Annotated in this window: 26 protein-coding genes; 14 read left to right on the top strand and 12 right to left on the bottom strand. The window is 71.1% G+C overall.

Going from position 1 to position 25,251, the window contains the following annotated elements:
• Positions 1-3 precede the first annotated feature (3 nt).
• Positions 4-987 carry a methylmalonyl Co-A mutase-associated GTPase MeaB gene (gene meaB, locus ASD11_RS12765; protein ID WP_056287663.1) on the top strand — a complete coding sequence of 328 codons (984 nt, stop codon included), beginning with the start codon at positions 4-6 and terminating at the stop codon, positions 985-987.
• Between the two features lie 119 nt (positions 988-1,106).
• Here the strand turns inward: meaB and ASD11_RS12760 are convergent, their stop codons facing one another.
• On the bottom strand, positions 1,107-2,267 hold the full coding sequence (locus tag ASD11_RS12760) for an HNH endonuclease (protein ID WP_056287662.1): 1,161 nt from the start codon (positions 2,265-2,267) through the stop codon (positions 1,107-1,109).
• 206 nt (positions 2,268-2,473) lie between these two features.
• Between ASD11_RS12760 and ASD11_RS12755 the strand changes: the two genes are divergently transcribed.
• Positions 2,474-3,475: a trypsin-like serine peptidase gene (locus tag ASD11_RS12755; RefSeq protein ID WP_082554345.1), complete on the top strand. Its 1,002-nt coding sequence runs from the start codon at positions 2,474-2,476 to the stop codon at positions 3,473-3,475.
• Positions 3,476-3,852: 377 nt separating this feature from the next.
• Here ASD11_RS12755 and ASD11_RS12750 read toward each other — a convergent pair whose 3' ends face one another.
• A complete protein-coding gene (locus ASD11_RS12750) occupies positions 3,853-4,677 on the bottom strand; it encodes an aldo/keto reductase (protein ID WP_056287658.1) in 825 nt (274 codons plus the stop codon).
• Positions 4,674-5,855 (bottom strand): MFS transporter, encoded by a 1,182-nt coding sequence (locus ASD11_RS12745; RefSeq protein ID WP_056287657.1) that lies wholly within the window; start codon positions 5,853-5,855, stop codon positions 4,674-4,676. The genes ASD11_RS12750 and ASD11_RS12745 overlap by 4 nt, the downstream gene beginning before the upstream one ends.
• Before the next feature lie 107 nt (positions 5,856-5,962).
• Between ASD11_RS12745 and ASD11_RS12740 the strand changes: the two genes are divergently transcribed.
• Positions 5,963-6,412 (top strand): MarR family winged helix-turn-helix transcriptional regulator, encoded by a 450-nt coding sequence (locus ASD11_RS12740; protein ID WP_056287655.1) that lies wholly within the window; start codon positions 5,963-5,965, stop codon positions 6,410-6,412.
• 88 nt (positions 6,413-6,500) lie between these two features.
• Here ASD11_RS12740 and ASD11_RS12735 read toward each other — a convergent pair whose 3' ends face one another.
• Positions 6,501-7,616: a citrate synthase 2 gene (locus tag ASD11_RS12735; protein ID WP_056287654.1), complete on the bottom strand. Its 1,116-nt coding sequence runs from the start codon at positions 7,614-7,616 to the stop codon at positions 6,501-6,503.
• Between the two features lie 50 nt (positions 7,617-7,666).
• Here ASD11_RS12735 and pdxH point away from each other — a divergent pair, with 50 nt between their 5' ends.
• The gene (gene pdxH, locus ASD11_RS12730; RefSeq protein WP_056287652.1) at positions 7,667-8,320 is read left to right on the top strand and encodes a pyridoxamine 5'-phosphate oxidase; all 654 of its coding nucleotides are present in this window, start codon (positions 7,667-7,669) and stop codon (positions 8,318-8,320) included.
• 12 nt (positions 8,321-8,332) lie between these two features.
• Here pdxH and ASD11_RS12725 read toward each other — a convergent pair whose 3' ends face one another.
• Positions 8,333-8,818 carry a TspO/MBR family protein gene (locus tag ASD11_RS12725; RefSeq protein WP_056287651.1) on the bottom strand — a complete coding sequence of 162 codons (486 nt, stop codon included), beginning with the start codon at positions 8,816-8,818 and terminating at the stop codon, positions 8,333-8,335.
• 142 nt (positions 8,819-8,960) lie between these two features.
• On the opposite strand from ASD11_RS12725, the gene ASD11_RS12720 reads away from it, so the two are divergent.
• A complete protein-coding gene (locus tag ASD11_RS12720) occupies positions 8,961-9,635 on the top strand; it encodes a DedA family protein (protein ID WP_056287649.1) in 675 nt (224 codons plus the stop codon).
• Positions 9,636-9,706: 71 nt separating this feature from the next.
• The gene (locus ASD11_RS12715) at positions 9,707-10,978 is read left to right on the top strand and encodes an MFS transporter (protein ID WP_200940130.1); all 1,272 of its coding nucleotides are present in this window, start codon (positions 9,707-9,709) and stop codon (positions 10,976-10,978) included.
• Here ASD11_RS12715 and ASD11_RS12710 read toward each other — a convergent pair.
• Together ASD11_RS12710 and ASD11_RS12705 are read right to left on the bottom strand one after the other, a co-directional pair.
• Complete coding sequence (locus tag ASD11_RS12710; RefSeq protein WP_056287648.1) at positions 10,975-11,682, bottom strand: hypothetical protein; 708 nt, start codon at positions 11,680-11,682, stop codon at positions 10,975-10,977. The genes ASD11_RS12715 and ASD11_RS12710 overlap by 4 nt on opposite strands.
• A gap of 16 nt (positions 11,683-11,698) precedes the next feature.
• Entirely contained in the window at positions 11,699-13,051 is a 1,353-nt protein-coding gene (locus ASD11_RS12705; RefSeq protein WP_056287647.1) for a cryptochrome/photolyase family protein, read from the bottom strand.
• 46 nt (positions 13,052-13,097) lie between these two features.
• Here ASD11_RS12705 and ASD11_RS12700 point away from each other — a divergent pair, with 46 nt between their 5' ends.
• Positions 13,098-13,790, top strand: a complete 693-nt coding sequence (locus tag ASD11_RS12700; protein ID WP_056288885.1) for a metal-dependent transcriptional regulator — start codon at positions 13,098-13,100, stop codon at positions 13,788-13,790.
• 16 nt (positions 13,791-13,806) lie between these two features.
• Here ASD11_RS12700 and ASD11_RS12695 read toward each other — a convergent pair whose 3' ends face one another.
• Genes ASD11_RS12695 through ASD11_RS12685 form a run of 3 tightly spaced genes read right to left on the bottom strand, consistent with a single transcriptional unit; the run spans position 13,807 to position 16,576 of the window.
• Positions 13,807-14,409, bottom strand: coding sequence for a vitamin K epoxide reductase family protein (locus ASD11_RS12695; protein WP_082554344.1), 603 nt, complete (start codon positions 14,407-14,409; stop codon positions 13,807-13,809).
• 47 nt (positions 14,410-14,456) lie between these two features.
• Entirely contained in the window at positions 14,457-15,263 is an 807-nt protein-coding gene (locus tag ASD11_RS12690; protein WP_056287644.1) for a DUF1295 domain-containing protein, read from the bottom strand.
• Positions 15,260-16,576, bottom strand: a complete 1,317-nt coding sequence (locus ASD11_RS12685) for an SAM-dependent methyltransferase (RefSeq protein ID WP_200940129.1) — start codon at positions 16,574-16,576, stop codon at positions 15,260-15,262. The genes ASD11_RS12690 and ASD11_RS12685 overlap by 4 nt, the downstream gene beginning before the upstream one ends.
• Before the next feature lie 109 nt (positions 16,577-16,685).
• Between ASD11_RS12685 and ASD11_RS12680 the strand changes: the two genes are divergently transcribed.
• The 3 genes from ASD11_RS12680 to ASD11_RS12670 all read left to right on the top strand — a co-directional run bounded on the left by ASD11_RS12680 (position 16,686) and on the right by ASD11_RS12670 (position 19,433).
• Complete coding sequence (locus tag ASD11_RS12680; RefSeq protein WP_056287642.1) at positions 16,686-17,132, top strand: PGPGW domain-containing protein; 447 nt, start codon at positions 16,686-16,688, stop codon at positions 17,130-17,132.
• A gap of 65 nt (positions 17,133-17,197) precedes the next feature.
• Complete coding sequence (locus ASD11_RS12675; protein ID WP_056287640.1) at positions 17,198-18,439, top strand: S8 family serine peptidase; 1,242 nt, start codon at positions 17,198-17,200, stop codon at positions 18,437-18,439.
• Positions 18,440-18,452: 13 nt separating this feature from the next.
• Positions 18,453-19,433, top strand: coding sequence for a 1-aminocyclopropane-1-carboxylate deaminase/D-cysteine desulfhydrase (locus ASD11_RS12670; protein ID WP_056287639.1), 981 nt, complete (start codon positions 18,453-18,455; stop codon positions 19,431-19,433).
• A gap of 12 nt (positions 19,434-19,445) precedes the next feature.
• Here the strand turns inward: ASD11_RS12670 and ASD11_RS12665 are convergent, their stop codons facing one another.
• Entirely contained in the window at positions 19,446-20,438 is a 993-nt protein-coding gene (locus ASD11_RS12665) for a DNA topoisomerase IB (protein WP_056287637.1), read from the bottom strand.
• 58 nt (positions 20,439-20,496) lie between these two features.
• Here ASD11_RS12665 and ASD11_RS12660 point away from each other — a divergent pair, with 58 nt between their 5' ends.
• Entirely contained in the window at positions 20,497-21,891 is a 1,395-nt protein-coding gene (locus ASD11_RS12660) for a dihydrolipoyl dehydrogenase family protein (RefSeq protein WP_056287635.1), read from the top strand.
• Between the two features lie 2 nt (positions 21,892-21,893).
• On the top strand, positions 21,894-22,820 hold the full coding sequence (locus tag ASD11_RS12655) for an alpha/beta hydrolase family esterase (RefSeq protein WP_162246485.1): 927 nt from the start codon (positions 21,894-21,896) through the stop codon (positions 22,818-22,820).
• On the opposite strand, the gene ASD11_RS12650 is transcribed toward ASD11_RS12655, so the two are convergent.
• Positions 22,807-23,361: a TetR/AcrR family transcriptional regulator gene (locus tag ASD11_RS12650; RefSeq protein WP_056287631.1), complete on the bottom strand. Its 555-nt coding sequence runs from the start codon at positions 23,359-23,361 to the stop codon at positions 22,807-22,809. The genes ASD11_RS12655 and ASD11_RS12650 overlap by 14 nt on opposite strands.
• A gap of 63 nt (positions 23,362-23,424) precedes the next feature.
• Between ASD11_RS12650 and ASD11_RS12645 the strand changes: the two genes are divergently transcribed.
• Both ASD11_RS12645 and ASD11_RS12640 read left to right on the top strand, forming a co-directional pair.
• On the top strand, positions 23,425-23,892 hold the full coding sequence (locus tag ASD11_RS12645) for a PaaI family thioesterase (protein ID WP_056287629.1): 468 nt from the start codon (positions 23,425-23,427) through the stop codon (positions 23,890-23,892).
• Between the two features lie 53 nt (positions 23,893-23,945).
• Positions 23,946-25,109, top strand: a complete 1,164-nt coding sequence (locus tag ASD11_RS12640; RefSeq protein ID WP_056287628.1) for a PQQ-dependent sugar dehydrogenase — start codon at positions 23,946-23,948, stop codon at positions 25,107-25,109.
• Positions 25,110-25,251: the final 142 nt, after the last annotated feature.

Below are 25,251 nucleotides of genomic sequence, written 5' to 3'. Positions count from 1 at the left end.
CCGATGGCGGTCCCCGACGTCGCTGCACTCGTCTCCGGCATCCGGGACGGGCAGCGGGCTGCGATCTCACGAGCCATCACGCTCGTGGAGTCGAGGCGTCCCGACCACCGGGCGGCGGCACGCGAGCTCCTGGCCGAGCTGGCGCCGCTCGCCGGCGGTGCCGTGCGTGTGGGAATATCCGGTGTCCCGGGTGTCGGCAAGTCGACTTTCGTCGAGGCGCTCGGCATGCACCTCGTCAAGAACGACCACCGGGTCGGCGTGCTCGCGGTGGATCCGTCGAGTGTCCGGACCGGCGGCTCGGTGCTCGGCGACAAGACCCGGATGGCGTCGCTCGCGGTGCAGCCGGACGCCTACATCCGACCCTCGCCCAGCGCCGGGACCTTGGGAGGCGTGGCTCGGGCCACCTCTCAGGCCATGACGGTGCTGGAGGCAGCAGGCTTCGACGTCGTGCTGGTCGAGACGGTGGGTGTGGGTCAGTCCGAGGTCACGGTGTCCGGGATGGTGGACACCTTCCTGTTCCTCACCATCGCCAGGACCGGCGACCAGCTCCAGGGCATCAAGAAGGGCATCCTGGAGATCTCCGACGTCCTGGCGGTCAACAAGGCCGACGGCGAGCGGGTGCTCGAGGCCGAGACCACCTCCAAGGACCTCGCCGGGGCCCTGCGCCTCGTCTACGCCGGGACCAACAGCTGGGTGCCGCCGGTGCTGACCTGTTCGGCGCTCGAGAACACCGGCATCGACACGGTGTGGAGCCGCATCATCCGTCACCGTGAGTTCATGGGATCCCAGGGTCTGAAGGAGAAGCGCGCCCAGCAGCAGCTCGACTTCACGTGGGCTCTGGTGCGCGACGAGCTGGACCAACGCCTGCAGACCGACCCGCGCGTCAAGGCCGTGCGGGCCGAGGTGCGCGCAGCCATCCTCGACGGCACGATGCCTGCTGCCACGGCGGCCGACGAGATCCTCGCGGCCTACGACTCCCGGGACTGATTGGTCCCTCGGCGTCGCCATCTCAGGCCGCTCGGGGCAGGGCGGTGCTGCGGGCGTGGGTGAAGGTGAAGCCCTCGCGGTAGGTGCCAGTGATGTTGAGCTGTTCGTCGTGGACGAGGCTATGCTCCCCCACCGCTACGCGCCTCGTGTGGGGGTACCCCCAGTTTTCTGCAGAGGCCGAGCATGGTGTCGAGGGTGGTGGTGCCGCCGTGTGACCACCAGATGACGTGGTGGATGTGTCCGATGGGGTGGTGGCAGCCGGGGTTGGCGCACTGGCCGTGTTGTCGGTGGCTGATCCCGATGCCCTGGCGTTCGGTGGCGTGTCTCTTGGAGTCGCCGACGTCGAGGACCTCGACCTTGCCGTTGACGGTGTCGATGAGCAGGGGGGTGACTTCGGCGTTGCAGAGGAGGTAACCGGTGAAGTTGCGTCCGACGGGGCCGAAGCCTTCGAGGTGGATCGGGGTGGCGTCGAGGTCGAGCAGCGGGCGCTGGTCGGTGGGGGCGTAGATGTCCTTGAGCTGGTCGGCGGTGACGGTGACCCTGAGGTTGGGACGGAACCCCCGGTCGGCCGGGAGGCCGTTCCTCAGCACGCTGTCCAGGAGCTCGTCGAGGCCGTCCATGCGACGTTCGGCCGGGGTGCGGTCGTCGCCGGCGTCGCGGGGGACGGACCAGGACCGCAGGGCGATGTCGAGCTTGGTGCCGGTCTCGATGCCGAGGTGGCCGGTGAGGAACCAGCCGTCGGGCAGGCGGGTCAGGCTGATGTCTTGCTTGTCCATCCCGGCGAGCCAGGCCTCGTCGAGGGCGTCGGGGTGAGCGACGGCGCGGACCTCACGGATCTTGGCGAACAGCTCGCGTGGTGTGGTGAGCGTGGCCAGGGTCAGGAGAGGGACCTCGAGGGAGTGGGTCTGGTCCTCGCCGATGTGCTTCAGCGAGAACGTGAACGCTGTGACGTGGCGCTCGCCGATCGTCCCGGCCAGGGCGGCCTCGCCGACCTCGGGCAGCTCGGTCATGGTCCGGGCGTTACGCACGAGCTGACGGGTCAGGCCCGCGTCCTGGCCGAGCTCGCGCCGGGCCCACGTGGCGATGCTCGAGGCGCCCTCGGCCTCGTGGGCCTTGGTCTGGTCCATGTCGGCCAGCACGAAGGACAGCTGCGCCGTGAGTGAGTCGATCGCCTTCCGCACGGCCTTCGCCGTGGATCCCGGCCCGGCCGTGACCGAGCGCAACGACGCGACGACAGCCCGCATCGCCTCGATGGTCGGCTCAGGATCCGGAATGGTCATGGCTCCACTGTGTCGAACATCTGTTCGACACGCAAGGTCGGGAACGTACTTTCTCGATGGTTCGAAAGGACTAGGCCGGAACTAGTCCTAAATAACTAGACCGGGCATCAAAGTCAAGACTGCACCTTGCCGTCCCGGAGGGCTAGCGTCAGGTCGCACAGGCCTCGCGCAGTCGGTGCAGGGTCGTTCCAGGGGGGAACCACACGATGATTCGACGATCACTCGTCGCAGCGTCGGTCCTCGGCGTCATGAGCGCTGCAGGACTCGTCAACGGAGCTGCCACCGCGGCCACCGGTCCCGGCGCCGAGGCGCCGGACAACACCGTCAGCAAGACGATCAGCAGGACGGCGCAGGAGCGGACCAAGGGCTACTGGTCCTCCTCGCGCATGAAGAAGGCCAGGGACGCGAGCGTCCTGGTCGAGGGCAAGTCCAAGAACGTGGGTCCGGGCAAGGTCGCTCGAGGCAGCGCCAAGATCATCGGCGGCACCTCGACCGCCGTGGCGCCCAAGGTGCGCCAGGCCGCCTACGGAGGCGGCTACTACACGGGTGGCGGAAAGGTCGTCCAGACCACCGGCAAGATCTTCTTCACCCTCGCCGGGAGCGACTACGTGTGCTCGGGCAGCTCGACCGTGGCGGCCAACAAGAGTCTCGTGCAGACGGCCGGCCACTGCCTCAACGAGGGGCCCGGCGGCTTCGCCACCAACTTCACCTTCGTCCCGGCCTACAACAACGGGGCAGCGCCGTACGGCCAGTTCGCCGCCACGAACCTCTACACGTCCACGCAGTGGGCCAGCAGCGGCGACTTCGACTACGACATCGGCTACGCCAAGGTCGGGACCTCGGGCGGCAAGACCCTGACCGACGCGGTCGGCGCCCAGGGCGTGGGCTTCAACCTGGCCCGGGGCCAGTACACGTACTCGTTCGGCTACCCGGCCGCATCGCCCTATGCCGGCGAGAAGATCGCCTGGTGCCACGGGACAGTCGTAGCCGACACCTACGGGGGCAGCTCCGACCAGGGTCTGGCCTGCAACATGACCGGCGGATCCTCGGGCGGACCGTGGTTCAGCGGCTACAGCACCTCGACGGGCGTCGGGACGCTCACCTCGGTGAACTCCTTCAAGTACACCGCCGGTCCGCAGTCGGGCAACATGTTCGGCCCGTACTTCGGCTCCGTGGTCCAGGGCGTCTACAACCAGGCGCAGGGCTAGACAGGGCCTGATCCGCAGAGCACGACCGCGGCCCCGGGGGACGGTACCCCCGGGGCCGCGGTTGCGCTCTGCAACCGGGGTGTGACCTCGCCCGCGCAAATTAACTAGCCCGAACTAGTTACAAAGGACTAGTCGATGCGATACAGTTCTTCTATTGCTGAATAACGCAGAACATGAAGCGCCTCGGGGGGGTGCTTCACATTCTGCGGCAGGGATCAGTCGTCTCGGGGGGGATGACTGAACTCACGAGAGCCGGCCATCTGGGGGATGGTCGGCTCTCGCATTTCTCCCCCGGCACCTTCCTTCCGCCAGCCCCGGTCCGAGGACCGAAGGCCGTGCACTCGGGGCGGAAGGCAGCGCCGGGGGAGGGGAGTGCGTCAGTTGAAGGCGGCCGGGTCGGGCCCGTGACGCAGGTCGTGGTTGAGCTCGCTGATGGCGTCGATCTCGGCGCCGGTCAGGGAGAGCTCGGTCGACGCGAAGTTCGAGGCGATGCGCTCGGTGGTCACCGACTTGGGGAACACGATGTTGCCCAGCGCCAGCTGCCAGGCCAGCACGACCTGTCCGGCCTCGGCGTCGTGCGCAGCGGCGATGTCGGTGATGATCTTCTCGTTCAGGATCTTGCCCTGCGCGAGCGGGCTCCACGCCTCGGTCTTGATGCCGTGCTCGGCGTGATAGGCGCGCAGCACGTCCTGGGTGAGGCTGGGGTGCAGCTCGATCTGGTTGACCGACGGCGTGGTGAGGCCCTCGTCGGCCAGGCGCTGCAGGTCCTGGACGCGGAAGTTTGAGACGCCGATGGAGCGCACGCGTCCGCTCGCGAACAGCTCCTCGAAGACCTTCCAGGTCTCCACGTAGAGGTCGCGCTCGGGCGTCGGCCAGTGGATGAGGTAGAGGTCGAGGACGTCGAGACCCAGCTTCTCCATGCTCTCGTCGAAAGCCTTCTGGGTGGAGTCCTTGCCCTGGTCGTCGTTCCAGAGCTTCGTGGTCACGAACAGCTCGTCGCGGGCGATGCCGGAGGCGCGCAGGGCGGCGCCCACCTCGGCCTCGTTGCCGTAGATCTTGGCGGTGTCGATGTGGCGGTAGCCGATCTCGAGCGCCTTCTCGACGGTGGCCTGGGTGTCGGCCGGGTCGATCTGGAAGACACCGAAGCCGAGCTGCGGGATCTGGACGCCGTCGTTGAGCGTGACGGTGGGGACCGAGGTCATGAAAGAGCTCCTTCAAGGATGGGTGAGGGGCTGGCAGAACGGCGAGCATCCGCCGTTGCCACCAGCATGACAACCGTGGCCAGGCCCGCAAGCGCAGAACCGACCCACAGTGGTGAGGTGAAGCCGAGTCCGGCTCCGATCGTGAGGCCGCCCAGCCAGGCACCCAGGGCGTTCCCGAGGTTGAAGGCGGCGATGTTCGCGCTCGAGGCCATGGTGGGGGCATCGGGTGCGTACGACATGACGCGCATCTGCAGGGCGGGCACCGTGGCGAACCCGACCCCGCCGAGCAGGAAGAGACCAGCGAGCGCGGCGGGCCGGCTGTCCGCACCGGCCGCGAAGGCGGCCAGGACGACCGTGAGGCCGGCGAGGGTGACGAGCAGCGTCCGCGGGAGGTTCCGGTCGGCCGCCCGGCCGCCGACCAGGTTGCCCACGAGCAGCCCGAGACCCATGAGGACGAGCAGCCAGGGGATGGAGGACGACGCGAACCCGGAGACCTCGGTGAGCGTGTAGGCGATGTAGGAGAACGCGCCGAACATGCCGCCGAAGCCCAGGACGGTGAGCACCAAGGACCACCACACCTGGCGCGCGCGGAAGGCGCCCAGCTCGCGGCGCAGGCTGGGAGCCTCCTGCTCGACCGGCAGCCGGACGAGCAGCGCGATGCCGACGAGGGCGACGACCCCGATGGCCGAGATGGCGTAGAAGGTGGACCGCCAGCCGAGCTGCTGCCCCAGGAACGTGCCGAACGGGACGCCCAGCACGTTGGCCAGCGTGAGGCCCGTGAACATGATGGCGATGGCGCCGGCCTTGCGCTCCGGCGCGACGAGGCCGGCCGCCACGACGGAGCCGATGCCGAAGAACGCGCCGTGGCACAGCGCCGCGACGACGCGGCCGGCCAGCATCACCTCGTACGTGGGTGCGAGCGCCGACGTCAGGTTGCCCACGACGAAGAGCACGAGCAGTCCCATGAGGGCTGTGCGGCGCGGGAGCCGGGTCACGGCGGCGGTCAGGCCGAGCGCGCCCACGACGACGCCGAGCGCGTAGCCGGTGATGAGCCAGCCCGCGGTGACCTCAGAGACACCGAAGTCGGTCGCGACCTCCGGGAGGAGGCCCATGATGACGAACTCGGTGAGCCCGATGCCGAAGCCGCCGAGAGCCAGGGCGACGAGTCCGAGAGGCATGTCCACTCCGATGCAGAAGATGAATGAAGGCGCACGCAGGTAGTTGCAGGCGCGTCATAAATAGTTGCACGCGCCGCCTTTCGTCGCAAGTCGGGTATTCTTGCGTCATGGGCATCTCGGACGACGCGGTGGAGATCCGCGCGCAGGGCTGGCGGACCCTCGCCGCAGTGCACGGCCTCATCGACGCCGAGCTGGAGCGGGACCTGCAGGCCGAGCACCGGCTCTCGGTGGTGGAGTTCACCGTCCTCGACGCGCTGAGTCGCCAGGACGGCTGGCACATGCGCATGCAGCAGCTGGCCCGAGCGGCCGCCCTCAGCAGCAGCGCCACCACCCGCCTCGTGAACCGTCTGGAGGACCGCGGGCTGCTCACCCGCGTGCTCTGCAAGGACGACCGCCGAGGGATCTACACCGAGCTCACGCCGGCGGGGCGCGAGCTGTTCGAGCAGGCCACTCCCACGCACGATGCGGCGCTCCAGCGCGCCCTGGAGGCCGCCGAGTCCACGCCGGAGCTGGCGCCGCTCGTCGGCGCGCTGCACGCCCTCCCTGCCGTCCTCTGACGTCGCAGACCCAGCTCAGCGCCCCAGCTACGCAGGACGCCCCCGTCCCATGAGGACGGGGGCGTCGTGACGCAGATGCGGTGCGAGGTCAGCTGTTGGCCCACTCCGGGTTCCAGCCCTCGACCTCGTCGGCACGGCGCGAGGCCGGGCCCGTGTAGATGGCCGACGGGCGGATGAGGCGCCCGGTGCGCTTCTGCTCCAGGATGTGCGCGCTCCAGCCGGCGGTGCGGGCCGACGTGAACATGGCCGTGAACATGTGCGGCGGGATCTCGGCGTAGTCGAGCATGATCGCTGCCCAGAACTCGACGTTGGTCTCGAGCACGCGGTCGGGACGACGCTCGCGGAGCTCCTTGAGCGCGGCCTCCTCCAGCGCGGCGGCCACCTCGGCGCGAGGAGCGTTGAGCTCCTTGGCCGTGCGGCGCAGCGTGCGGGCGCGGGGGTCCTGCGCGCGGTAGACGCGGTGGCCGAAGCCCATGAGGCGCTCGCCGGAGTCGAGGAGCTTCTTGACGTAGCCCTCGGCGTCGCCGGACTTCTCGACCTCCTCGATCATCGTGAGCACGCGGGCCGGGGCGCCACCGTGCAGCGGGCCCGACATGGCGCCCACGGCGCCGGAGAGTGCGGCCGCTGCGTCGGCGCCCGTGGAGGCGATGACGCGGGCGGTGAAGGTGGAGGCGTTCATGCCGTGCTCGGCGGCCGAGACCCAGTAGGCGTCGATGGCCTTGACGTGGTCGGGGTTGACCTCGCCGCGCCAGCGCATGAGGAAACGCTCGGTGACGGTGCTGCACTGGTCGATCTCGCTCTGCGGCACGAACGGCTGGCCGACGCCGCGAGCGGCCTGGGCGACGTACGACAGCACCATGACGGCGGTGCGGGCGAGGTCCTCGCGGGCCTGCACGTCGTCGATGTCGTAGAGCTGCTTCATGCCCCAGGCGGGTGCGGTGAGCGCGATGGCGCTCTGCACGTCGGCCCGGATGTCGCCGGAGTGGACCGGGATCGGGAAGGGCTCCGCGGGCGGCAGGCCCGGGTCGTACGTGCCGTCGACCAGCAGGCCCCAGATCTTCTCGAACGGGACGCGCCCGACGAGGTCGTCGATGTCGACGCCGCGATAGCGCAGGGCCGACCCTTCCTTGTCGGGCTCGGCGATCTCGCTCTCGAAAGCGATGACTCCCTCAAGCCCGTGGTGAACCGTTACGCCATCAGTCATACCGGACATTGTGCCCTGCCTCACGGCTTGCCGGGTCCTAGGGTGAGGTCATGGAACACCGTGACGACGCCCGTCCCGACCTCGCCGCGATGCGCACCGAGTACTCCCGCGCGGGCCTGGACGAAGAGTCCGCAGGTCAGGACCCCTTTGCCCTCTTCGACGAGTGGCTCGCCCAGGTGGTGGCGGCCGGGGTGCACGAGCCCAACGCGATGGCGCTGGCCACCTCCACGGCCGACGGTGCGCCGTCGGTCCGCATCGTGCTGCTGAAGTCGTTCGACGCGTCCGGTGCCGTGCTCCACACCAACTACGCCTCCCGCAAGGGCCAGGAGGTCGAGGAGAACCCGCGGGCCGCCGCGGTCCTGCTGTGGCACGAGGTCCAGCGGCAGGTGCGCATCGAGGGTCCGGTCTCCCGGCTGAGCCCCGAGGAGTCCGACGCGTACTTCCTCTCCCGCCCCGAGGGAGGGAGGGTGAGCGCCGCGGCCTCCCCCCAGTCCCAGGTGGTGGCCGGCCGCGAGGAGCTGCAGCGTCGCTGGGACGAGGCAGCCGCTTCCGAGGCCGCGGGTCAGCGCCCCGACGGCTGGGGCGGCCTGCGCATCGCGGTCGAGTCCATCGAGTTCTGGCAGGGCCGGGAGAACCGCCTGCACGACCGCATCCGGTTCCGTCTCGACGACGGTGAGTGGGTCAAGGAGCGGCTGGCTCCGTGAGTCGGTGCGACGTCAGTTCAGGACGGCGATGCCGGTGTTGAGGCACGTCGCGTAGAGGATCCAGGCGAGGTAGGGCGCGAGGAGCCACGCCGCGGCGCGCGAGTGCTTCCGGAAGGTGAGGATCGTCCAGACCACGGCGGCGTCGAGGGCGAGGATCACGACGAGGCCGGGCCACAGCAGCTCGAGCCCGAAGAACACGGGTGTCCACGCCAGGTTGAGGGCGAGCTGCACCCACCACGGGGTGAGCGGGGCACCGGCGCGGTACGCCAGCCAGCCGGACACGGCGATCAGGGCGTACAGGACCGACCACGTCGGTCCGAAGACGGCGTTCGGCGGGTTGAACCACGGCTTGTCGGCGTCGGCGTACCAGCCGTCGACCTGACCGGCGGTGGCGAGCCCACCCAGCGCGGCCACGGCGAAGCACGCGGCGAGGAAGCCCAGCAGGACCAGCAGGGAGCGGCGAGAGGTGGGGGAGCCGGCGGTGGTCGTGGCACTCATGCTCCAAGCCGACCACAGATGACTCGGGATCGCCTCCGCGCGTGCGCGTCGAACCCCGCCTGACCTGCGGCGATGCCGAGGATTCACCTCGTGGACACCACGAGGTCAGTCGCTCGTCGGCTCGGTGGCGCACGGTCGAGGCATGGCAGCCATCACCTATCTCCTGGCCTACGGCCTGGCGTTCGCGGAGTCGGGCCTCGGCCTCGGCATGGTCGTCCCCGGGGAGACCGCCGTGGTCGTCCTGGCGGCCACGACGGACTCCACGCCGCTGCTCGTGCTCCTGGGCGTCGCCGTGACCCTGGGCGCTTGCTCGGGCGACCACGTGGGCTACTGGCTCGGCCGGCGATACGGGGACGCGCTCCGCGAGTCTGCGCTCGTGGCGCGCGTCGGGCGCCGCCCCTTCGACCGGGCCACGGATCTTCTCTCCCGGCACGGCGGCACGGCGGTGTTTCTCACGCGCCTGGTACCGGTGGTCCGGACCCTGACCCCGGCGGCCGCCGGTGCCTCGGGCCTGCCCTATCGACGCTTCCTGCCGGCCAGTCTCGCGGGGTCGGCGCTGTGGGCCTCGCTCTACGTCGGTGGCGGTGCCGCCGCGACGATGCTGTGGCACGCCGGCGAGGACGCCTTCGGGCGGGCCGCCTGGCTGGTCCTGGTGGCGGCCGCCCTGGCGATCCTCCCGGTGCTCGGCCTGCGCACCCGGGTGCCGATGCGTCCGGAGCTGCCGGCCCTGGACGTCAGCAGCATCGAGCTCGGCCGTGAGGCCCGGCACCGTCGAGCAGCCTTCTCGCCGCTCATCGGCGACGTGCAGATCTCCTAGCCGCTGCTCGCGCTCCGGGTGCCGGTCGGACCGGTCAGGGCGTCCGAGGTGGGCGGTGGCAGGATCGAGCGGTGAGCAGGCTGACCGAGATGGTGACCGACGTCCGGCCTCTGCGGGAGTCGCCGGCCTACCGTCGCCTCTGGATCGGCCAGACCATCTCCGGCTTCGGTCAGCAGATGTCGATCGTCGCCGTGGCGTTCGAGGTCTACCAGCTCACCGAGGAGTCCTTCTACGTCGGCCTGGTGGGCCTCGCGGGGCTCCTTCCCCTCGTGCTCGGCGGGCTCTACGGCGGGGCCCTCGTCGATGCCTTCGACCGGCGGACCGTGGCCCTGCTCTCGGCCCTGGGGCTGTGGGCGTGCTCCATGGCGCTGGTCCTGCACAGCGCCTTCGACGTCCGATCGATCGGCGTGCTCTACGGGATCGTCGCGGTGCAGGCCGCCTTCTTCGCGGTGAACAACCCGGCCCGGGCCGCGATGCTCCCGCAGCTGCTGCCGGCGCACCTGCTGCCCGCAGCCAACGCGCTCGGGATGGCCGCGACCAACCTGTCCTTCACCGTGGGGCCGCTGCTGGGCGGCCTGCTGATCGCCTGGAAGGGCGTGGAGGCGGCCTACCTGGCCGACGCCGTCCTGTTCGTGGCGGCCCTGTACTCGGTGTTCCGGCTCCCGGCCATGCCTCCGGCCGTGAAGAAGGGCGTGCCCGGCCTGCGCTCGGTCACGGAGGGGCTGCGGTTCCTCAAGAACGCGCCCAACGTGCGGATGACGTTCATCATCGACCTCTTCGCCATGGTCTTCGCCCAGCCGCGAGCCCTGTTCCCCGCGCTGGCGCTCACGGTCTTCGCGACGGGCCCGTCCACGCAGGGCCTGCTGCAGTCGGCGCCGGGCATCGGTGCCGTCATCGCGTTCGCCGTCTCGGGCTGGATCAGTCGGGTGCACCGGCACGGCGTCGCGGTCGCGGTCTCGGTGGTGGTCTACGGCGCCTGCGTGCTCCTGGCCGGGCTCGCCGCACTGTCCGACGGAGAGATCTCGACCCAGCTCGCGCTCTGGGGCTGCGTCGCCTTCCTGGCGGGCTCCGGTGCCGCCGACATGGTCAGCGCCGCCTACCGGTCCACCATCCTGCAGACGGCGGCACCCGAGGAGATGCGTGGGCGGATGCAGGGCGTGTTCATCGTCGTCGTCGCGGGCGGTCCCCGCCTCGGCGACTTCGTGATCGGCTCGCTGGCGTCGCTCACGTCGGAGGCCGTGGCCATGGCCACGGGCGGTGTGCTCTGCATCGTCGGCGTGCTGCTGTCGGTGGCCGCGCAGCGGCGGTTCCTCGCCTATGACTCGCGCGAGCCGACGCCCTAGGGCGTGAAGCCGGCGGCGTCGACCTGGATCCAGGTCTGCTCGGCGCGCCCCAAGAGGTCGCCTCCGGGGGAGTAGAGCGCCGTGGCCGTGAAGAACTTACGACCCTCCTGGCTCCTGAGCAGGCCGACGGAGCGCAGCTGCTCGCCCGCCGACGGCCGACGCACGACCTGGGCAGTCATGCGGCCCAGGACCATGACCTGCTGCGTGAAGTCGGCCGCCCACCCGCCGGGGCAGTCCAGCGCGGCCCACGTGGTGGGCTCGTCGAGCACGCCGTCATGTCCGGCGACACCCGGCGCGACCGTCCAGGGTCCGGCCGTCCTGCCGTCGTGGGTGGGACCGGTGAAGAGGCGCAGCGCATCGCCCTCGTCGCGGGCGGTGCCGCACGTGAAGCAGTGAGCGAACGGATGGTGCCGGAAGCCGGGATAGGCGGCCAGGCCCTGCTCGGCCTCGTCGGCGTCGGGGCAGGCGGGTGGCTCGACGTCGAAGGACCCGGGGACGGCAGAACCCACCACGGCGCCGCCCGCAGTCAGCAGCCGGAGCTCGTCGCCGTGCCGCTCCCACGACAGGCCGACGTCGAGCGGCGGGGGCTGGCGCAAGGTGGAGGTGACCACCTCGGCGCCGTGCTCGGCCGCCAGCAGGCCACTCACGTAGCCGCCGTTGCCGCTGTGGTCCGGACCGTTGAAGCGCGCCGCGATCGTCACCATGACAGCAATCTACGGGTCAGCGCAGGGCCTCGTACCGGCGCAGGGACTCAAGCCGCTCCGCAGCGTGGTCGACGAGGGGAGCGGGGTACCCGGCGGGCGGCTCGTCGAGCAGCCAGGGCTCGTGGACGTGCTTCGTGGGGACGTCGGCCAGCTCGGGGACCCACCGTCGGACGTAGGTCCCGTCGGGATCGAACTTCTTGCCCTGGGTCGTGGGGTTGAAGACACGGAAGTAGGGCGAGGCGTCGGTGCCGCACCCCGCCGTCCACTGCCAGCCGTGCTGGTTCGACGCGAGGTCGCCGTCGACGAGCCACTCCAGGAAGTGGGCGGCCCCGTGCGTCCACTCCAGGTGCAGGTCCTTCACCAGGAAGCTGGCGACGATCATGCGGACCCGGTTGTGCATCCAGCCCTCGGCGAGGAGCTGCCGCATCCCTGCGTCGACGATGGGAAAGCCGGTGCGGCCCTCCTTCCAGGCGTTCAGGTCGTCACCGGGATGGTCGTACTCCATGGCCTTGAAGCGCCGGTCGTAGTAGTCGAAGGCCGAGTCGGGCCGGTGGTGCAGGACGTCGGCGTAGAACTCGCGGAAGGCCAGCTCGCGCGCGTAGGCGTCGGCTCCCTTGGAGCGCAGCGGCGCGAGGTCGGCGAGGAGCGTCCGTGGGTGGATGGAGCCCCACTTGAGGTGCACCGACATCCGCGACGTCTCGTCGCGGCCGGGGAGGTTGCGCACGTCGTCGTACTCGCCGACCTGCTCGAGGTACTCGGCCCACCGGCGCCGGGCGGCCTCCTCGCCGAGCGGCGGAAGGGTGACGCCGCCAGGTACCTCGACGTCGGGGATGCGATGGGTCCGGCCCTCGGGACGGATCCACGGGACGGACTCCGCCGGGGCGGCCGGCGCCCGCCACCCGTGCTCCTTCCACGCCCCGAAGAACGGGGTGAAGACGCGGTAGTGGGTGCCGTCGCCCTTGGTGACCCGTCCCGGCGTCACGGCATAGGCCGACCCCGTGCGGACGAGTGGGACGTCGAGCGCAGCGAGAGCCTCCTCGACCGCGCCGTCGCGGCGGGTCCCGTAGGGCGTGGGCGCGGCGGTGACGTGGACGGACGTGGCGCCGGCCGCCTTCGCGACGCGCGGCACCTCGACGGCGGGGTCGCCGTGCACGACGTGCAGCCCGCCGATGCGCTCGTCGAAGTCGGCGAGCAGCCGCACGAGCGCGGCCTGGCGCACGGTGCGGCGCTCGCCCCAGAAGTGGTCGTCGAGCACGAAGAGGGGGACGACGCCCTCGGGGCCGGCCTCCATGGCCGCTCGGAGGGCCGGCTGGTCGGCCAGCCGGAGGTCGGCCCGGAACCACATCACGGAGGTCGTCACGGCCTCCATCTTGGTCGTGACACGGGGAGTCGGCACGTCGTGGAACAATGGCGGCGTGAGCGAGCTGATCGACACCACCGAGATGTACCTGCGAACCGTCTACGAGCTCGAGGAGGAGGGGATCGTCCCCCTCCGTGCGCGCATCGCGGAGCGGCTGCACCAGAGCGGCCCCACGGTCAGCCAGACGGTGGCCCGCATGGAGCGCGACGGCCTCCTCACGGTCGAGGGCGACCGGCACCTGGAGCTGTCGGACAAGGGTCGCCAGCTGGCCACCCGCGTCATGCGCAAGCACCGGCTCGCCGAGCGCCTGCTCACCGACATCATCGGTCTGGAGATCGAGTTCGTCCACGAGGAGGCGTGCCGCTGGGAGCACGTCATGTCCGAGCAGGTCGAGCGCCGGCTCGTCGAGCTCCTCGAGCACCCCACCGAGTCGCCCTACGGCAACCCCATCCCGGGTCTGTCCGAGCTGGGCGACGACGAGCGGCCCGAGACCAGCTTCCTGGCCGGCCTCGAGACCCTCAACGCTGCCGTGCGCTCCACCGACGTCCCTGTCCGTCGCATCGTGCGCCGCATCGCCGAGGAGATCCAGAAGGACACCGAGGTCATGTCGGTGCTGCGCCGCGTCGGCGCGCTGCCCGGTCAGGACGTGCTGGTGTCCAAGGGTCACGACGGCGTGATCGTCGCCCGCCAGAGCGAGACCGCGGAGATCGACACCGACGCCGCGGCCCACATCTTCGTCTCGGAGTAGGCCCGTCCGGGGCCGGTCAGGCCCAGAGCCGGTCGCCGAACCGGAACCAGACCGCCGCGGCCACGGCCACGTACCAGAGCAGCACCATCAGCAGGGTCCAGTCCTCGAGGAGCCGCGTGGCGCGTGCTGCCGGGCGAGTGCGCAGCAGGAACGTCCGTGTGGTCAGCACGAAGATCGGGATCGTGACGACCCAGACCGCGATGCAGTAGGGGCAGAGCCGCTGCAGCACGACGATGCTCTGGACCTGGAGCCAGGTGATGAGCACGATCGCGGCCGAGGCTCCGAGCTGCAGGCCGCTCAGGACCACCAAGGGGAGCCGCCCGCCGAGGGCGGCCACCGCGGCGAGGCTCATGACGACGCTGAACCCGACGATCCCCAGGAACGAGTTGGGGAAGCCGAACAGCTCGGACTGGGCGGAGCCGACCACGGCGGAGCAGCTCACGAACGCGTTGAGGTCGCAGCCTGCGCTGAACGTCTCGCCTCGCGCTGCAGCCTGGAGTGCCTCGATCTTGTCGTGGGTCAGGACGAGCGAAGCAAGCAGTCCGACCGCAGCGAGCAGCGCCAAGAACAGCCCGTTGCCCGACGTCGACGGTCGGTCAGCAACATTGGTTCCAGGCATGATGGAACCATACAGGTGTGGTGCGCTGGGAGTGCCCTCGAAGAGGGTCAGGCCTTCTTGGGCGGGAGGGGGATGAAGCCGCTCGTGCGACGCACGTACTCGTCGTAGCCGGGCTTGCTCTGCTTCATGCCCTTCTCGTTGAGCGAGGCGCCGGTGACCTTCGTGAGGAAGATCGTCATGGCGATGGGGCTGATGACCGTGATGACGCCGGCCCAGCTGGAGGCCGCCACGAGCCACAGGCCTGTCCAGACGGCGGCGTCGCCGAAGTAGTTGGGGTGGCGGGTGTAGCGCCAGAGCCCTTGGTCCATGAGCTTGCCCTGGTTCTCGGGGTTGCTCTTGAACGTCGCCAGCTGCCAGTCGCCGACGGACTCGAAGAAGAAGCCGACGGCCCAGACGAGCACGCCGACCAGCGTGAGCCAGCCGATGGAGCCCTCGTTGTTGACGCCCACCATGATCGGCGTGGCCACGAGGAACATCGCGATGCCCTGGGGCAGGAACACCCGCCGCAGTGCGACCTGCTCGAACGAGCGGCCGTCCTCGTCGGCGAGGGCCTGGTAGCGAGGGTCCTCGGCCTTGCCGTTGTTGCGGCGGTGCAGGTAGGCGGCGAGCCGGATGCCCCAGATGCCGGTGAGGACCAGCAGCAGGAGGGCCGGGCCGGGCATGCCCTCGCCCCGGTCGCCGGAGACCACCGAGACGATCGCGACGGCCACGAAGCCGAGTCCCCACAGCGTGTCGACGACGGTGAGCTTCTTCTGCCGGTGCGAGATGGCCAGACCGGCCGCCATCACCACGACGACGGTCACCAGGCCGGCGACCAGGGTCACGACGGACTGCGAGACGTCGTTGTCGATCATGAGAAGTCTTTCAGCCAGGCGAGTGGGGAGGTAGGCATCGAGGCTACGCCGTCGGGCGAGGGCTTGACGGCCAGGACCTGGTCGACGCCCATGCGGTTCTCCTCGAAGGCGAGCGAGCCGCCCGCGAGGTAGAGGCGCCAGACGCGCGCCTGCTCCTCACCCACGAGCGCGACGGCCTCCGACCAGTTGGACTCGAGGTTGTCGAGCCAGGCCGCCACGGTCTGGGGGTAGTGCTCACGCATGGCCTGCACGTCGCGGATCTCCAGACCCGGCTCGGCGATGAGGCCGAGGGTCTTGGCGAGGGGCTTCATGTGCATGTCGGGCGCGATGTAGGTCTCGATGAACGGCCCGCCGCCGGGCCGGTCGCCCTTGGCGCCGTTGCTGCGCGACATCTGCTGGATCAGCACGCGTCCGCCGGGACGCAGGTAGCGGTGGATGGAGCTCGTGAAGACCTTGTACTCCTCGTCGCCCACGTGCTCGCCCATCTCGACGGAGGCGATGGCGTCGATCTGGCCGTCGCGCACCCCGGACTCCGAGAGGTCGCGGAAGTGGCGCAGGCTCACGTTCACCTGGTCGGAGAGCCCGCGCTCGGCGGCCTTCTTCAGGACGAAGTCGCGCTGCTCGGACGACAGGGTCACGCCGGTGACGTGCACGCCGTAGTGCTCGGCGGCGAAGAGGGTCAGCGATCCCCAGCCCGAGCCGATGTCCACCATCCGCATGCCGGGCTGGAGCCCGAGCTTGCGGCAGATGAGGTGCAGCTTGGCCGTCTGCGCCTCCTCGAGGGTCAGGTCGGGGGAGTGGTGGAAGCCCGAGGAGTAGGCCATGTTCGGGTCGAGGATGAGCTCGTAGAAGTCGTTGGAGAGGTCGTAGTGGTGCGAGATGGCGGCCCGGTCGCGCTCGCGGCTGTGCAGCTCACCGGTGAGGACCGACTCCGAGGCCGGGATGGGCGGACGACGTCCGACGATGCCGAGGCGGAGCGCGAGCCCGACCGCGCGGGCGACGAGACGCGGCGTGATGTGGGGGCGGCCGGCGTCCTCGTCGGCGGCGCGAGCGTCGCGCACGGCGTCCCACATGACGCGCAGACCGTCGGAGACGTCGCCCTCGAGGTCGATGTAGCCCTGGACGTAGGCGCGGGCGATGCCGAGCTCGCCGGGCGAGTAGAGCACGTGGCGGATGGCGCGCTTGTCGTGGATCACCAGCACGGGACCGGTGGGGTCACCGGCCTCGGACCCGTCCCAGGCCCGCAGGCGGATGGGCAGGCGCATGCCGAGGGCGTCCTCGGCGAGGGACAGGAGGGAGGAGGCGGCGTTCACACCGAACAGTGAACCGCGCGCGCCCGGCCGGCGCCAACCGAAACATGGTCGCGACGACGTGATCTGCATCCGCCCACGAGGGCGGGGAAGGTGCTGTCATGCTAGGTGCATGAGCACGCGGGCGCGACTGGGCGGATGGTTCAGACGCACCGGCAGCGAGGTGCTCGGGTGGATCCTCGTCCCGGTCGGCATCATCCTCATGCCTGCACCCGGACCGGGCACGCTCGTGCTGGTCGCCGGGGTCGCGCTGCTGGCGCCGCACCACGCCTGGGCCCGGCGGATCCTCGAGCCCCTGCGGCGCAACGCGATCGAGGCGGCTCGGTACGGCGTGGCCACGATCCCCCGGATCGTCGTGAGCGCTCTCGGCGGCGTGTGGCTCGTGGTCCTCGCGTACGTGTGGTGGCGCTCGCCGGAGATCCCCGAGTTCGACGTGCTGGGCGTGGGCTTCGGCCCGCGTCTCCCGGCGGCCGGGTGGGTCACGGCGCTCGGCCTGCTCGCCTCGGCTCTGGCCGCTTGGGGGCTGCTCGTCTACAGCGTCCTGCGCTGGCGCGACTGACTTCTTACCCCTGCGGTCGCGGCGAGCCCGTCCTACGATGTGCGGGCACCCACCAGGAGATCCTCATGGCCCCGCACTCCACGACTCCGCCCCGCACCTCCCGCGTCCGACGCCTCCTCGCATCGGTGAGCGCGCTCGTGCTCGCCGGAGCGCTCGTCAGCGCCGCCTCCCCGGCCCAGGCCGACGACTCGCTCGAGGACCAGGTGGCGGCCATCATCGGCTCGGTCCTGCGCGGCGACCCGCTGCGTGTGGTGGTCACGCGGACGTCGGCCGACGGACGGCCCACGTTCGACACCACCGTGGTGTCCACGCTCGAGGCCGCCACCGCGCTGGTCCGCACGGCCCTGGCGCAGGGGCAGACGGTCTCCATGGCGCGTCCGGCCCGCGCGCTGCAGTCCAACGACACCGGCCGCCCCCGCCAGTGGGGACTGACCCGCCTTCGTGCGGAGAGCCTGTGGAGCACCACCACGGGCGGGGCCAACCGCAGCAAGGGCAACCGGCAGGCCACGGTGGCCGTCCTCGACACCGGCGTGGCCGCGCACCCCGACCTCGGCGCCAACCGCCTCACGGGCCGTGACTTCGTGGCCCCCGGGACCAGCGCGGCCGACCCCAACGGGCACGGCACGCACGTGGCGGGCGTCATCGCCGCCATCGCCAACAACCGACGCGGCATCGCGGGGCTCGCCCCGCACGCCAAGATCCTTCCCGTCCGGGTGCTCGGCGCCGACGGGGGAGGCACCACCGACGTCATCGCGCGAGGCGTCGTCTGGGCCGCCGACCGTGGTGCCCAGGTCATCAACCTCTCGCTCGCCGCCGACCGGTCCGACGTCGCTCTCCAGCGCGCGGTCCGGTACGCCCAGGGCAGGGGCGCGCTGGTGGTCGCGGCTGCGGGCAACGACGGCGAGGGGTGCTTCCTGTTCGGGTGCCCCACCCAGTACCCCGCGGCGTACGCCGACGTCGTCGGCGTGGCTGCGGTGAACAGCTCGCTGGAGCGGGCGAGCTTCTCCAGCTTCGGCTCGTGGGTCGACGTCGCGGCTCCCGGAGACGTCGTCCTCTCGACCATCCCGTCCTCGCAGCGCCTGGGTGGCGACTGCGACGGGCGGCTCTACTGCGCCCTGAGCGGCACCTCGATGGCCGCGCCCCACGTGGCGGCCGCGGCCGCGCTCGCCTACTCCGAGAAGGGCTGGCGAGGCACCGCGATCGCCCGCCGGTTGTTCTCCACCGCCTCCGACCTCGGGTCGTCGGGACGCGACGACTCCTTCGGTCACGGGCTCGTGAACCCGAACGCCCTGATCCGGTCGAGATGACACAATCGGCGGCGTGAGCCTCCTCGCCGACCGGTTTCCCGACGCCGATCTGCCGTGGGTCTCCCTCGGCACCGGTCCCACTCCGGTGCACCGGCTCCAGCTGCCGGGACTGAGCACAGAGGTGTGGGTCAAGGACGAGGCAGGCTTCGGCGACGGCGGGTGGGGCGGCAACAAGGTCCGCAAGCTGGAGTGGATCATCCCCGAGGCGCGTCGCCGGAAGCGCACGACCCTCTTCACCGTCGGCGGCATCGGCACGCACTGGGGCCTCGCGGCGGCGCTCTACGGCTCCGAGCACGGTCTTCGCACCGTGCTGGGGCTCGTCGACCAGCCCGTCGACGACCACGTGCGCGACCAGACCAGGCGGCTCGACGCCTCGGACGCCCTGGTCCACCGGTTCACGTCGGTCAACCGGCTCAAGATGGCCGCACCCTTCCTGCTGGCTCGCTACTCCTCGCGCGGCCGGCTCCCGTACTACCTCCCGGCGGGAGGTTCGTCGCCCGTCGGCACGCTCGGCTACGTCGAGGCGGCGCTCGAGATCGCGCAGCAGGTGGCGGACGGCGTGCTCCCTGAGCCCGGCGTCGTGGTGACCGCGGTGGGCTCGGGCGGCACGGCGGCCGGTCTGGCCATGGGCCTGCGGATGATGGGTCTGCGCACGAGGGTCATGGGGGTCGTCGTGAACGACTCGTTCCGGCTGGACCGTGTGGTGGTGGCCGACCTCGCGCGCCGGACGGCCGAGCTGCTGCGCTCGCGTGGCGTCGACCTGGGAGCCTTCGACATCGGACCGAACGACCTCGACGCCGACGACCGGTGGCTCGGCGACACCTACGGCGCCACGACCCCCGAGGGCCTCGAGGCCCAGCAGCTGGCCGAGCAGGCCGGGCTGCACCTCGAGCCGGTCTACACGGCCAAGGCCCTGGCCGCCGTCCGCGACCTCGACGAGCGCGGCGTCCTCGACGGCCCCGCGCTGTTCCTCCAGACGCACGGGTCGCGCTGAGACGCCTTCGGCTCAGGCGTGGTCGAGGAGCTGCAGCACCTGCTCCTCCAGCGTCCGGCTCACGGGCGCCCCGGGCGAGATGGACCGGGTGCCGGCAGCCACGGTGATGCCGTCCTGGAAGAGGTCGACCACGCGAGGGTCGACGTACGAGGCCCGGGCGATGGTGGGGGTGTTGCCCAGGTGCTCGCCGACCGTCCGCATGGCGGCGGCCACCGAACGCCTGCGAGCGGTCTTGGTGGACGCGTCAGCGGTGGAGAGGGCGTGCGCCGCGATGACGGTGCCGCGCCACGTGCGGAAGTCCTTGGCCGAGAAGTCGTCGCCGAGCAGCTGCTTCACGTACGCGTTGACCTGGCTCGCGCTCAGGTCCTTCCAGGACCCGTCCTCGCGGTAGGCGAGCAGTCGGTCGCTGCCGCCCCTGCGGCGCCGGAGCTGCTCGAGCAGGGCCACGACGCGCTTGTCGCGGACGGTGACGCTGAGTTCCTGGCTGGACTTGGCCGTGTACTCGAAGGTGATGCCGGCGCCGTCGCTCGTGACGTGGGACTTCTCGACGGTCGTGAGGCCGTAGCTGCCGTTCTCGTCGGCGTAGCGGTCGGACCCGATCCTGAAGATGCCGACGTCGAGCAGGCTGAACGCGGTCGCGGTGACCGTGGTGAGGTCGGGCTCGGTGCCGAGGTCGCGCCGTGCCTTGGCGCGACGGGCGATGAGGGCCTGCGCGAACGCCTCCATGTGCACGAACTTCTCGGCGTCGCGGCGCTCGCGCCACGCCGGGTGGTACAGGTACTGGCGCCGACCGGCGTCGTCGGTGCCCACGGCCTGCAGGTGGCCGTTGGGTGCCGGACAGATCCAGACCTCCCGCCACGCCGGAGGGATGACGAGCTCCTTGCAGCGCTGGACGTCCTCGGCGGGCAGGGGCGCGCCGTCGGCGTCGAGGTAGCGGAAGCCCCGGCCGTGGCGCAGGCGCGCCCACCCGGGTGAGCTGGACGAGACACGGCGGAGACGGACCACTCTCCGACGCTAAGGGCCCCGGGTGGTCCTCGCACCGCGACGGCGGCACGATGGACCCATGACGGACGAAGCGGCATCGGTGCGACAGTGCGACGTGGTGGTCATCGGGCTCGGTCCGGGCGGTGAGAACCTCGCCGGTCGCCTGGCCCGAGAGGGGCTCGACGTCGTGGCGGTGGAGTCCGGTCTCGTCGGCGGGGAGTGCCCCTACTGGGGCTGCATCCCGTCCAAGATGTTCATCCGTGCCGCGGGCGCCCTGCAGGAGGCCCGCCGGGTCCCAGGGCTGGCCGGGTCGGCCCAGGTGGAGCCCGACTTCTCGCTCGTCGCCCAGCGCATCCGCGACGAGGCCACCGACGACTGGGACGACACCGTGGCGGCGGACCGGCTCACCGCGGCCGGCGCCACGCTCGTGCGGGGTCGCGGCCGTCTGACCGGCCCTCGTCGCGTCGAGGTGGACCTGCCCGACGGCTCGGCGGAGGGCCCCGTGGTCCTGGAGGCACGCAGGGGAGTGGTCCTCAACACCGGTACCGATGCCGCCGTGCCGCCCATCGACGGCCTGGCCGACACGCCGTTCTGGACCAACCGCGAGGCCCTCGAGGCCACGGCCGCGCCCGCCTCGCTCGTCGTGATCGGCGGCGGCGCCATCGGTCTGGAGCTGGCGCAGGCCTACGCGCGCTTCGGCACGGAGGTCTCGGTGCTCCAGTCCGGACCGCGCATCCTCGCGCCCGAGGAGCCCGAGTCCTCCGCCCTCCTGCGCGAGGTCTTCGAGGAGGAGGGCATCGGCGTCCACACCGACGTCTCCATCGACGCCGTGGCGCACGACGGAGAACGGTTCCACGTGACGCTCGGCGACACGACGATCGAGGCCGAGCGCGTGCTCGTGGCAGCCGGTCGTCGTCCCCGACTCCACGGCATCGGCCTCGAGGAGGTCGGCCTCGACCCCGACGCCCGCCTGGTCGTCGACGACTCGATGCACGTCGAGGGGGTCGACGGGCTCTGGGCCATCGGTGACATCGCCGGCCGCGGCGCCTTCACCCACGTCTCCATGTACCAGTCCGAGCGGGTCGCCAAGGTCATCCTCGGCGAGCCGGTCCCCGAGTACGACTCGAGCTTCCCGCGTGTCACGTTCACCGACCCCGAGGTCGGCGGGGTCGGGCTCACGGAGAAGCAGGCGCGCGACCGGGGGATCAACGTGGCCGTCGCCTCCACGAAGCTGGAGGAGAGCAGCCGCGGCTTCGTGCACGGACCCGGGAACCGCGGTCTCGTCAAGCTCGTGGTCGACGCCGACCGTGGGGTCGTCGTGGGTGCCACCAGCATCGGCCCGTCCGGTGGCGAGACGCTCTCGGCGCTCGCCGTCGCCGTCCGTGCCGAGGTCCCGCTCGATACCCTGCGCAACATGATCTACGCCTATCCCACGTTCTGGCGGGCCATCGAGTCCGCGCTCCCGGAGGCGTGACCGTGCGTGCTGTCGGCGCCGTCCTCGCGGTCGTCGTCGCGCTCGGGCTCGTCGCGTGCGGGGGCTCGGACGACGCGGAGCGCCCCAGGGGCACGGGGAGCGCCACGACCTGCCTGTCGCCCTACGACGCGGGCGTGTCCGAGCACTCCGTCACCGTGGACGGGAAGCGCCGGACGTACCTCGTCGCGGCGCCCGACGAGCGCGTCCTGAAGGGGACCCTCCCGGTCGTCTATCTCTTCCACGGACTCGGCAGCACCGCGGCCGACGTCATCGACTACACGGGCCTCGCCGCGCTGGCCGACGAGCGCAAGTTCCTCCTCGTGGCCCCCGCGGCCAAGGGCAAGGACCGCGAGTGGGACGTCACGGGCATCGCCAAGGGCAAGGGCCAGGACGCCACCTTCATCGACGACGTGGCCCGCGAGGTGGGCTCGCAGGACTGCGTCGACGACGACCGCCAGTTCGCGGTCGGCCTCTCGAACGGCTCCGGGGTGTCCATCGCCCTCGCGTGCCAGGGGCCGTCGTACCTCAAGGCCTACGCGGGCGTGGCCACCACGTTCTACTCCTCGGCGTGCGACGGGTCGCCGCCGGCGTCGATCATCTACTTCCACGGCACCGGCGACGAGGTCGTGCCGTTCGAGGGTGGGAAGACCCCCGCGTTCGACGTCCGTGCCGTCCCCGACGTGCTGGCCGACTGGGCCGACCACGACGGCTGCGCGGCCGACCCGACGCTCAAGCAGATCGGCAAGGACGTGGAGCGCTCCACGTGGCGCGACTGCGACGACCAGGCCCGGCTCGAGGCCTACGTGGTCGACGGTGGAGGCCACACGTGGCCCGACGCCGCCGTGCCCTACCCCACGCTGGGCAAGACCACCAGGACGATCGATGCGGCGACGCTGATCCTCGGGTTCTTCGGCATCACGAAGGGCTGACGAGCCCGCGCAGCACGACGCGCGCGTCCTCCAGAGGAACGGTGCTCCGCAGCGCGCGGCACTGCAGCAGCGCGCCCTCGACCGCGCTGACCACGAAGCCTGCGAGCCGCCGTGCCTCCTCGGGGTCGCGGTCCTGGCCGAGGAGTCCGGCGAGCTCGTCGGTCCAGCCGGTGAACACACGTCCCGCAGCGTCGGTGGTCGCGCCCGTCTCGTCGAGCGCGGCCGCCGCCACGGGGCACCCACGTCCGAAGTCGTGCTTGGTGAGCGTGGCGACCCACCAGTCCACGAGTGCGTCCAGCAGCGAGCCGGCCGTGCCGTCGGAGGTCCGCGCGACGTGGCGGGCCGCGCGACGGCCCGCCGAGCGGGTGGCCTCCGCGACGAGGTCGGCCTTGCCGCCGGGGAAGTGCTGGTAGAGGGAGCCACGGGCTGTGCCGCTGCGCTCCAGGACCTCCGCGACCCCGGTCCCGTGGACGCCGCGCTCGCGCAGCAGCGTGATGGTGGCCTCGACGAGGCGGTCGCGGGCTCCGGGTCGGGTGGGCACGGCCCCACTATAGACCGATCGGTCTATAGTGGGGCCGACCACTGACCGACCGAGAGGCGTCCCATGACCGCCAACGCACTGTCCCCCGAGCAGCTGGAGCACCTGGGCCGGCTCGACGGCCTGGAGTTCCTGCGCACGGCGTTCTCGCTCGAGGACCGCCCGCGCTTCATCGGAGACCTCCTGGACCTGCAGGTGGAGGAGATCGAGAAGGGCCGCGTCTCGTTCTCCGTGCCCACCAAGCAGGACTTCACCAACCCGCTGGGCGTGCTGCACGGCGGCATCTGCGCCACCCTGCTCGACTCGGTCATGGGCTGCGCCGTCCACACGACGCTCGAGGCCGGCGTCGGCTACGGGACGCTCGAGCTCAAGGTGAACTACATCCGGACCGTCCCGATCGACGGCGCGCGCCTCGTGGGGACGGGCACCACGATCCACGTCGGACGCCAGGTGGCCACGGCGGAGGGGCGCGTCGAGGACGCGAAGGGGCGGCTCGTCGCTCACGCCACGACCACCTGCATGATCTACCGCTGAGGTCCCGCCCGGGCAGGGGTGCGACCTCGGTCACATCCACCCATACTGGGTCGATGAAGCGCTTCAACCTCCTGGCCGCCTGTGGATCCGCCGTCGCGCTCGTGGGCAGCCTCGGCCTGGCCGCGCCGGCCCAGGCCGCGGACGAGCCCGACCTGCGCGTCCAGGTGGTCCGGTCGGGACTCGTCCACCCCTGGGCGCTGGCCTTCCTCCCCGACGGCTCGCTGCTCTACACGCAGCGCTCTGCCAAGTCGGTCACCCTGCGCGGGCCTGACGGCAAGGTCACCACGGTCCTGTCGAGCCCCGGGCGCATGTGGGCCGGCGGCGAGACCGGACTCATGGGCATCGAGCGTGCCAACGACTTCGCCACGTCGGGGCGCTTCTTCACGTGCCACGGCTGGCGGTCGGGCACCTACCAGGACGTCCGGGTCGCGGCCTGGAGGCTCAGCACGACCACCAAGAAGGTCTCCTTCGAGCGCAACCTCGTGACAGGCCTTCCGTCCACGACGGGTCGCCACGGCGGCTGCGCCCTGCAGCGCGGCGACGGCCACGTGCTCTACATCGGCACGGGCGACGCGGCCACGGGCAAGAACCCGCAGAACCTCGGCTCGGGTGGCGGCAAGGTGCTGCGGGTCGACGACCGTACGGGCGCCGGCTTCGCCACCAACCCGTACGGCACCAGCAGGATCGCCATGAAGAGGCGGATCTGGACGTACGGTCACCGCAACGTGCAGGGGCTCACCCGCCAGCCCGGCGGTCCGATCTGGTCGGTCGAGCACGGCAGCTACCGCGACGACGAGGTCAACGCGATGGTCAAGGGCGGCAACTACGGCTGGAACCCCGTGCCGCGGTCGTCGGGCGACCCGTCCTACAACGAGGGTGCGAACTCGCCCATGACGGACTTCTCCCTGCCCGGCGCCCAGCGACGCGCCTCGTGGTCGTCGGGCGACCCGACGGTCGCCTCGAGCGGTGGCGCGTTCATCACCGGGTCGCAGTGGGGGAGCCTCGACCGCGCCATGGCGGTCTCCATGCTCAAGGGCGAGCACCTGCGGTTCCTCGTCTTCGACCAGGGCTTCAAGCTCGTCCGCCAGTACCGCCCGAAGGAGCTGGACGGCACCTACGGTCGCCTGCGGGCCGCCGAGGCGGGCCCGGGCGGCGCGCTCTGGGTGACCACGTCCAACGGCTCGAACGACAAGATCCTCAAGATCACGCCGCGCTGACGCGTGGGCCCGGAAGGTGGACGCCGGGTGAACCCGACGCAAACAAGTTGAGCGTTGAACAAGTTTTGCGTCGAGTCGTCCGGCGGTCCGACGCCGCTCTTCTTACGCTCGAATCTCCGGAACCACCGAGAACGAGGAGAAA

The organism is Aeromicrobium sp. Root495 (assembly GCF_001426755.1).
GTDB lineage: Bacteria > Actinomycetota > Actinomycetes > Propionibacteriales > Nocardioidaceae > Aeromicrobium.
Note: the sequence above shows the minus strand (reverse complement) of the source record. Positions and strands in the feature narration are given on the sequence as shown.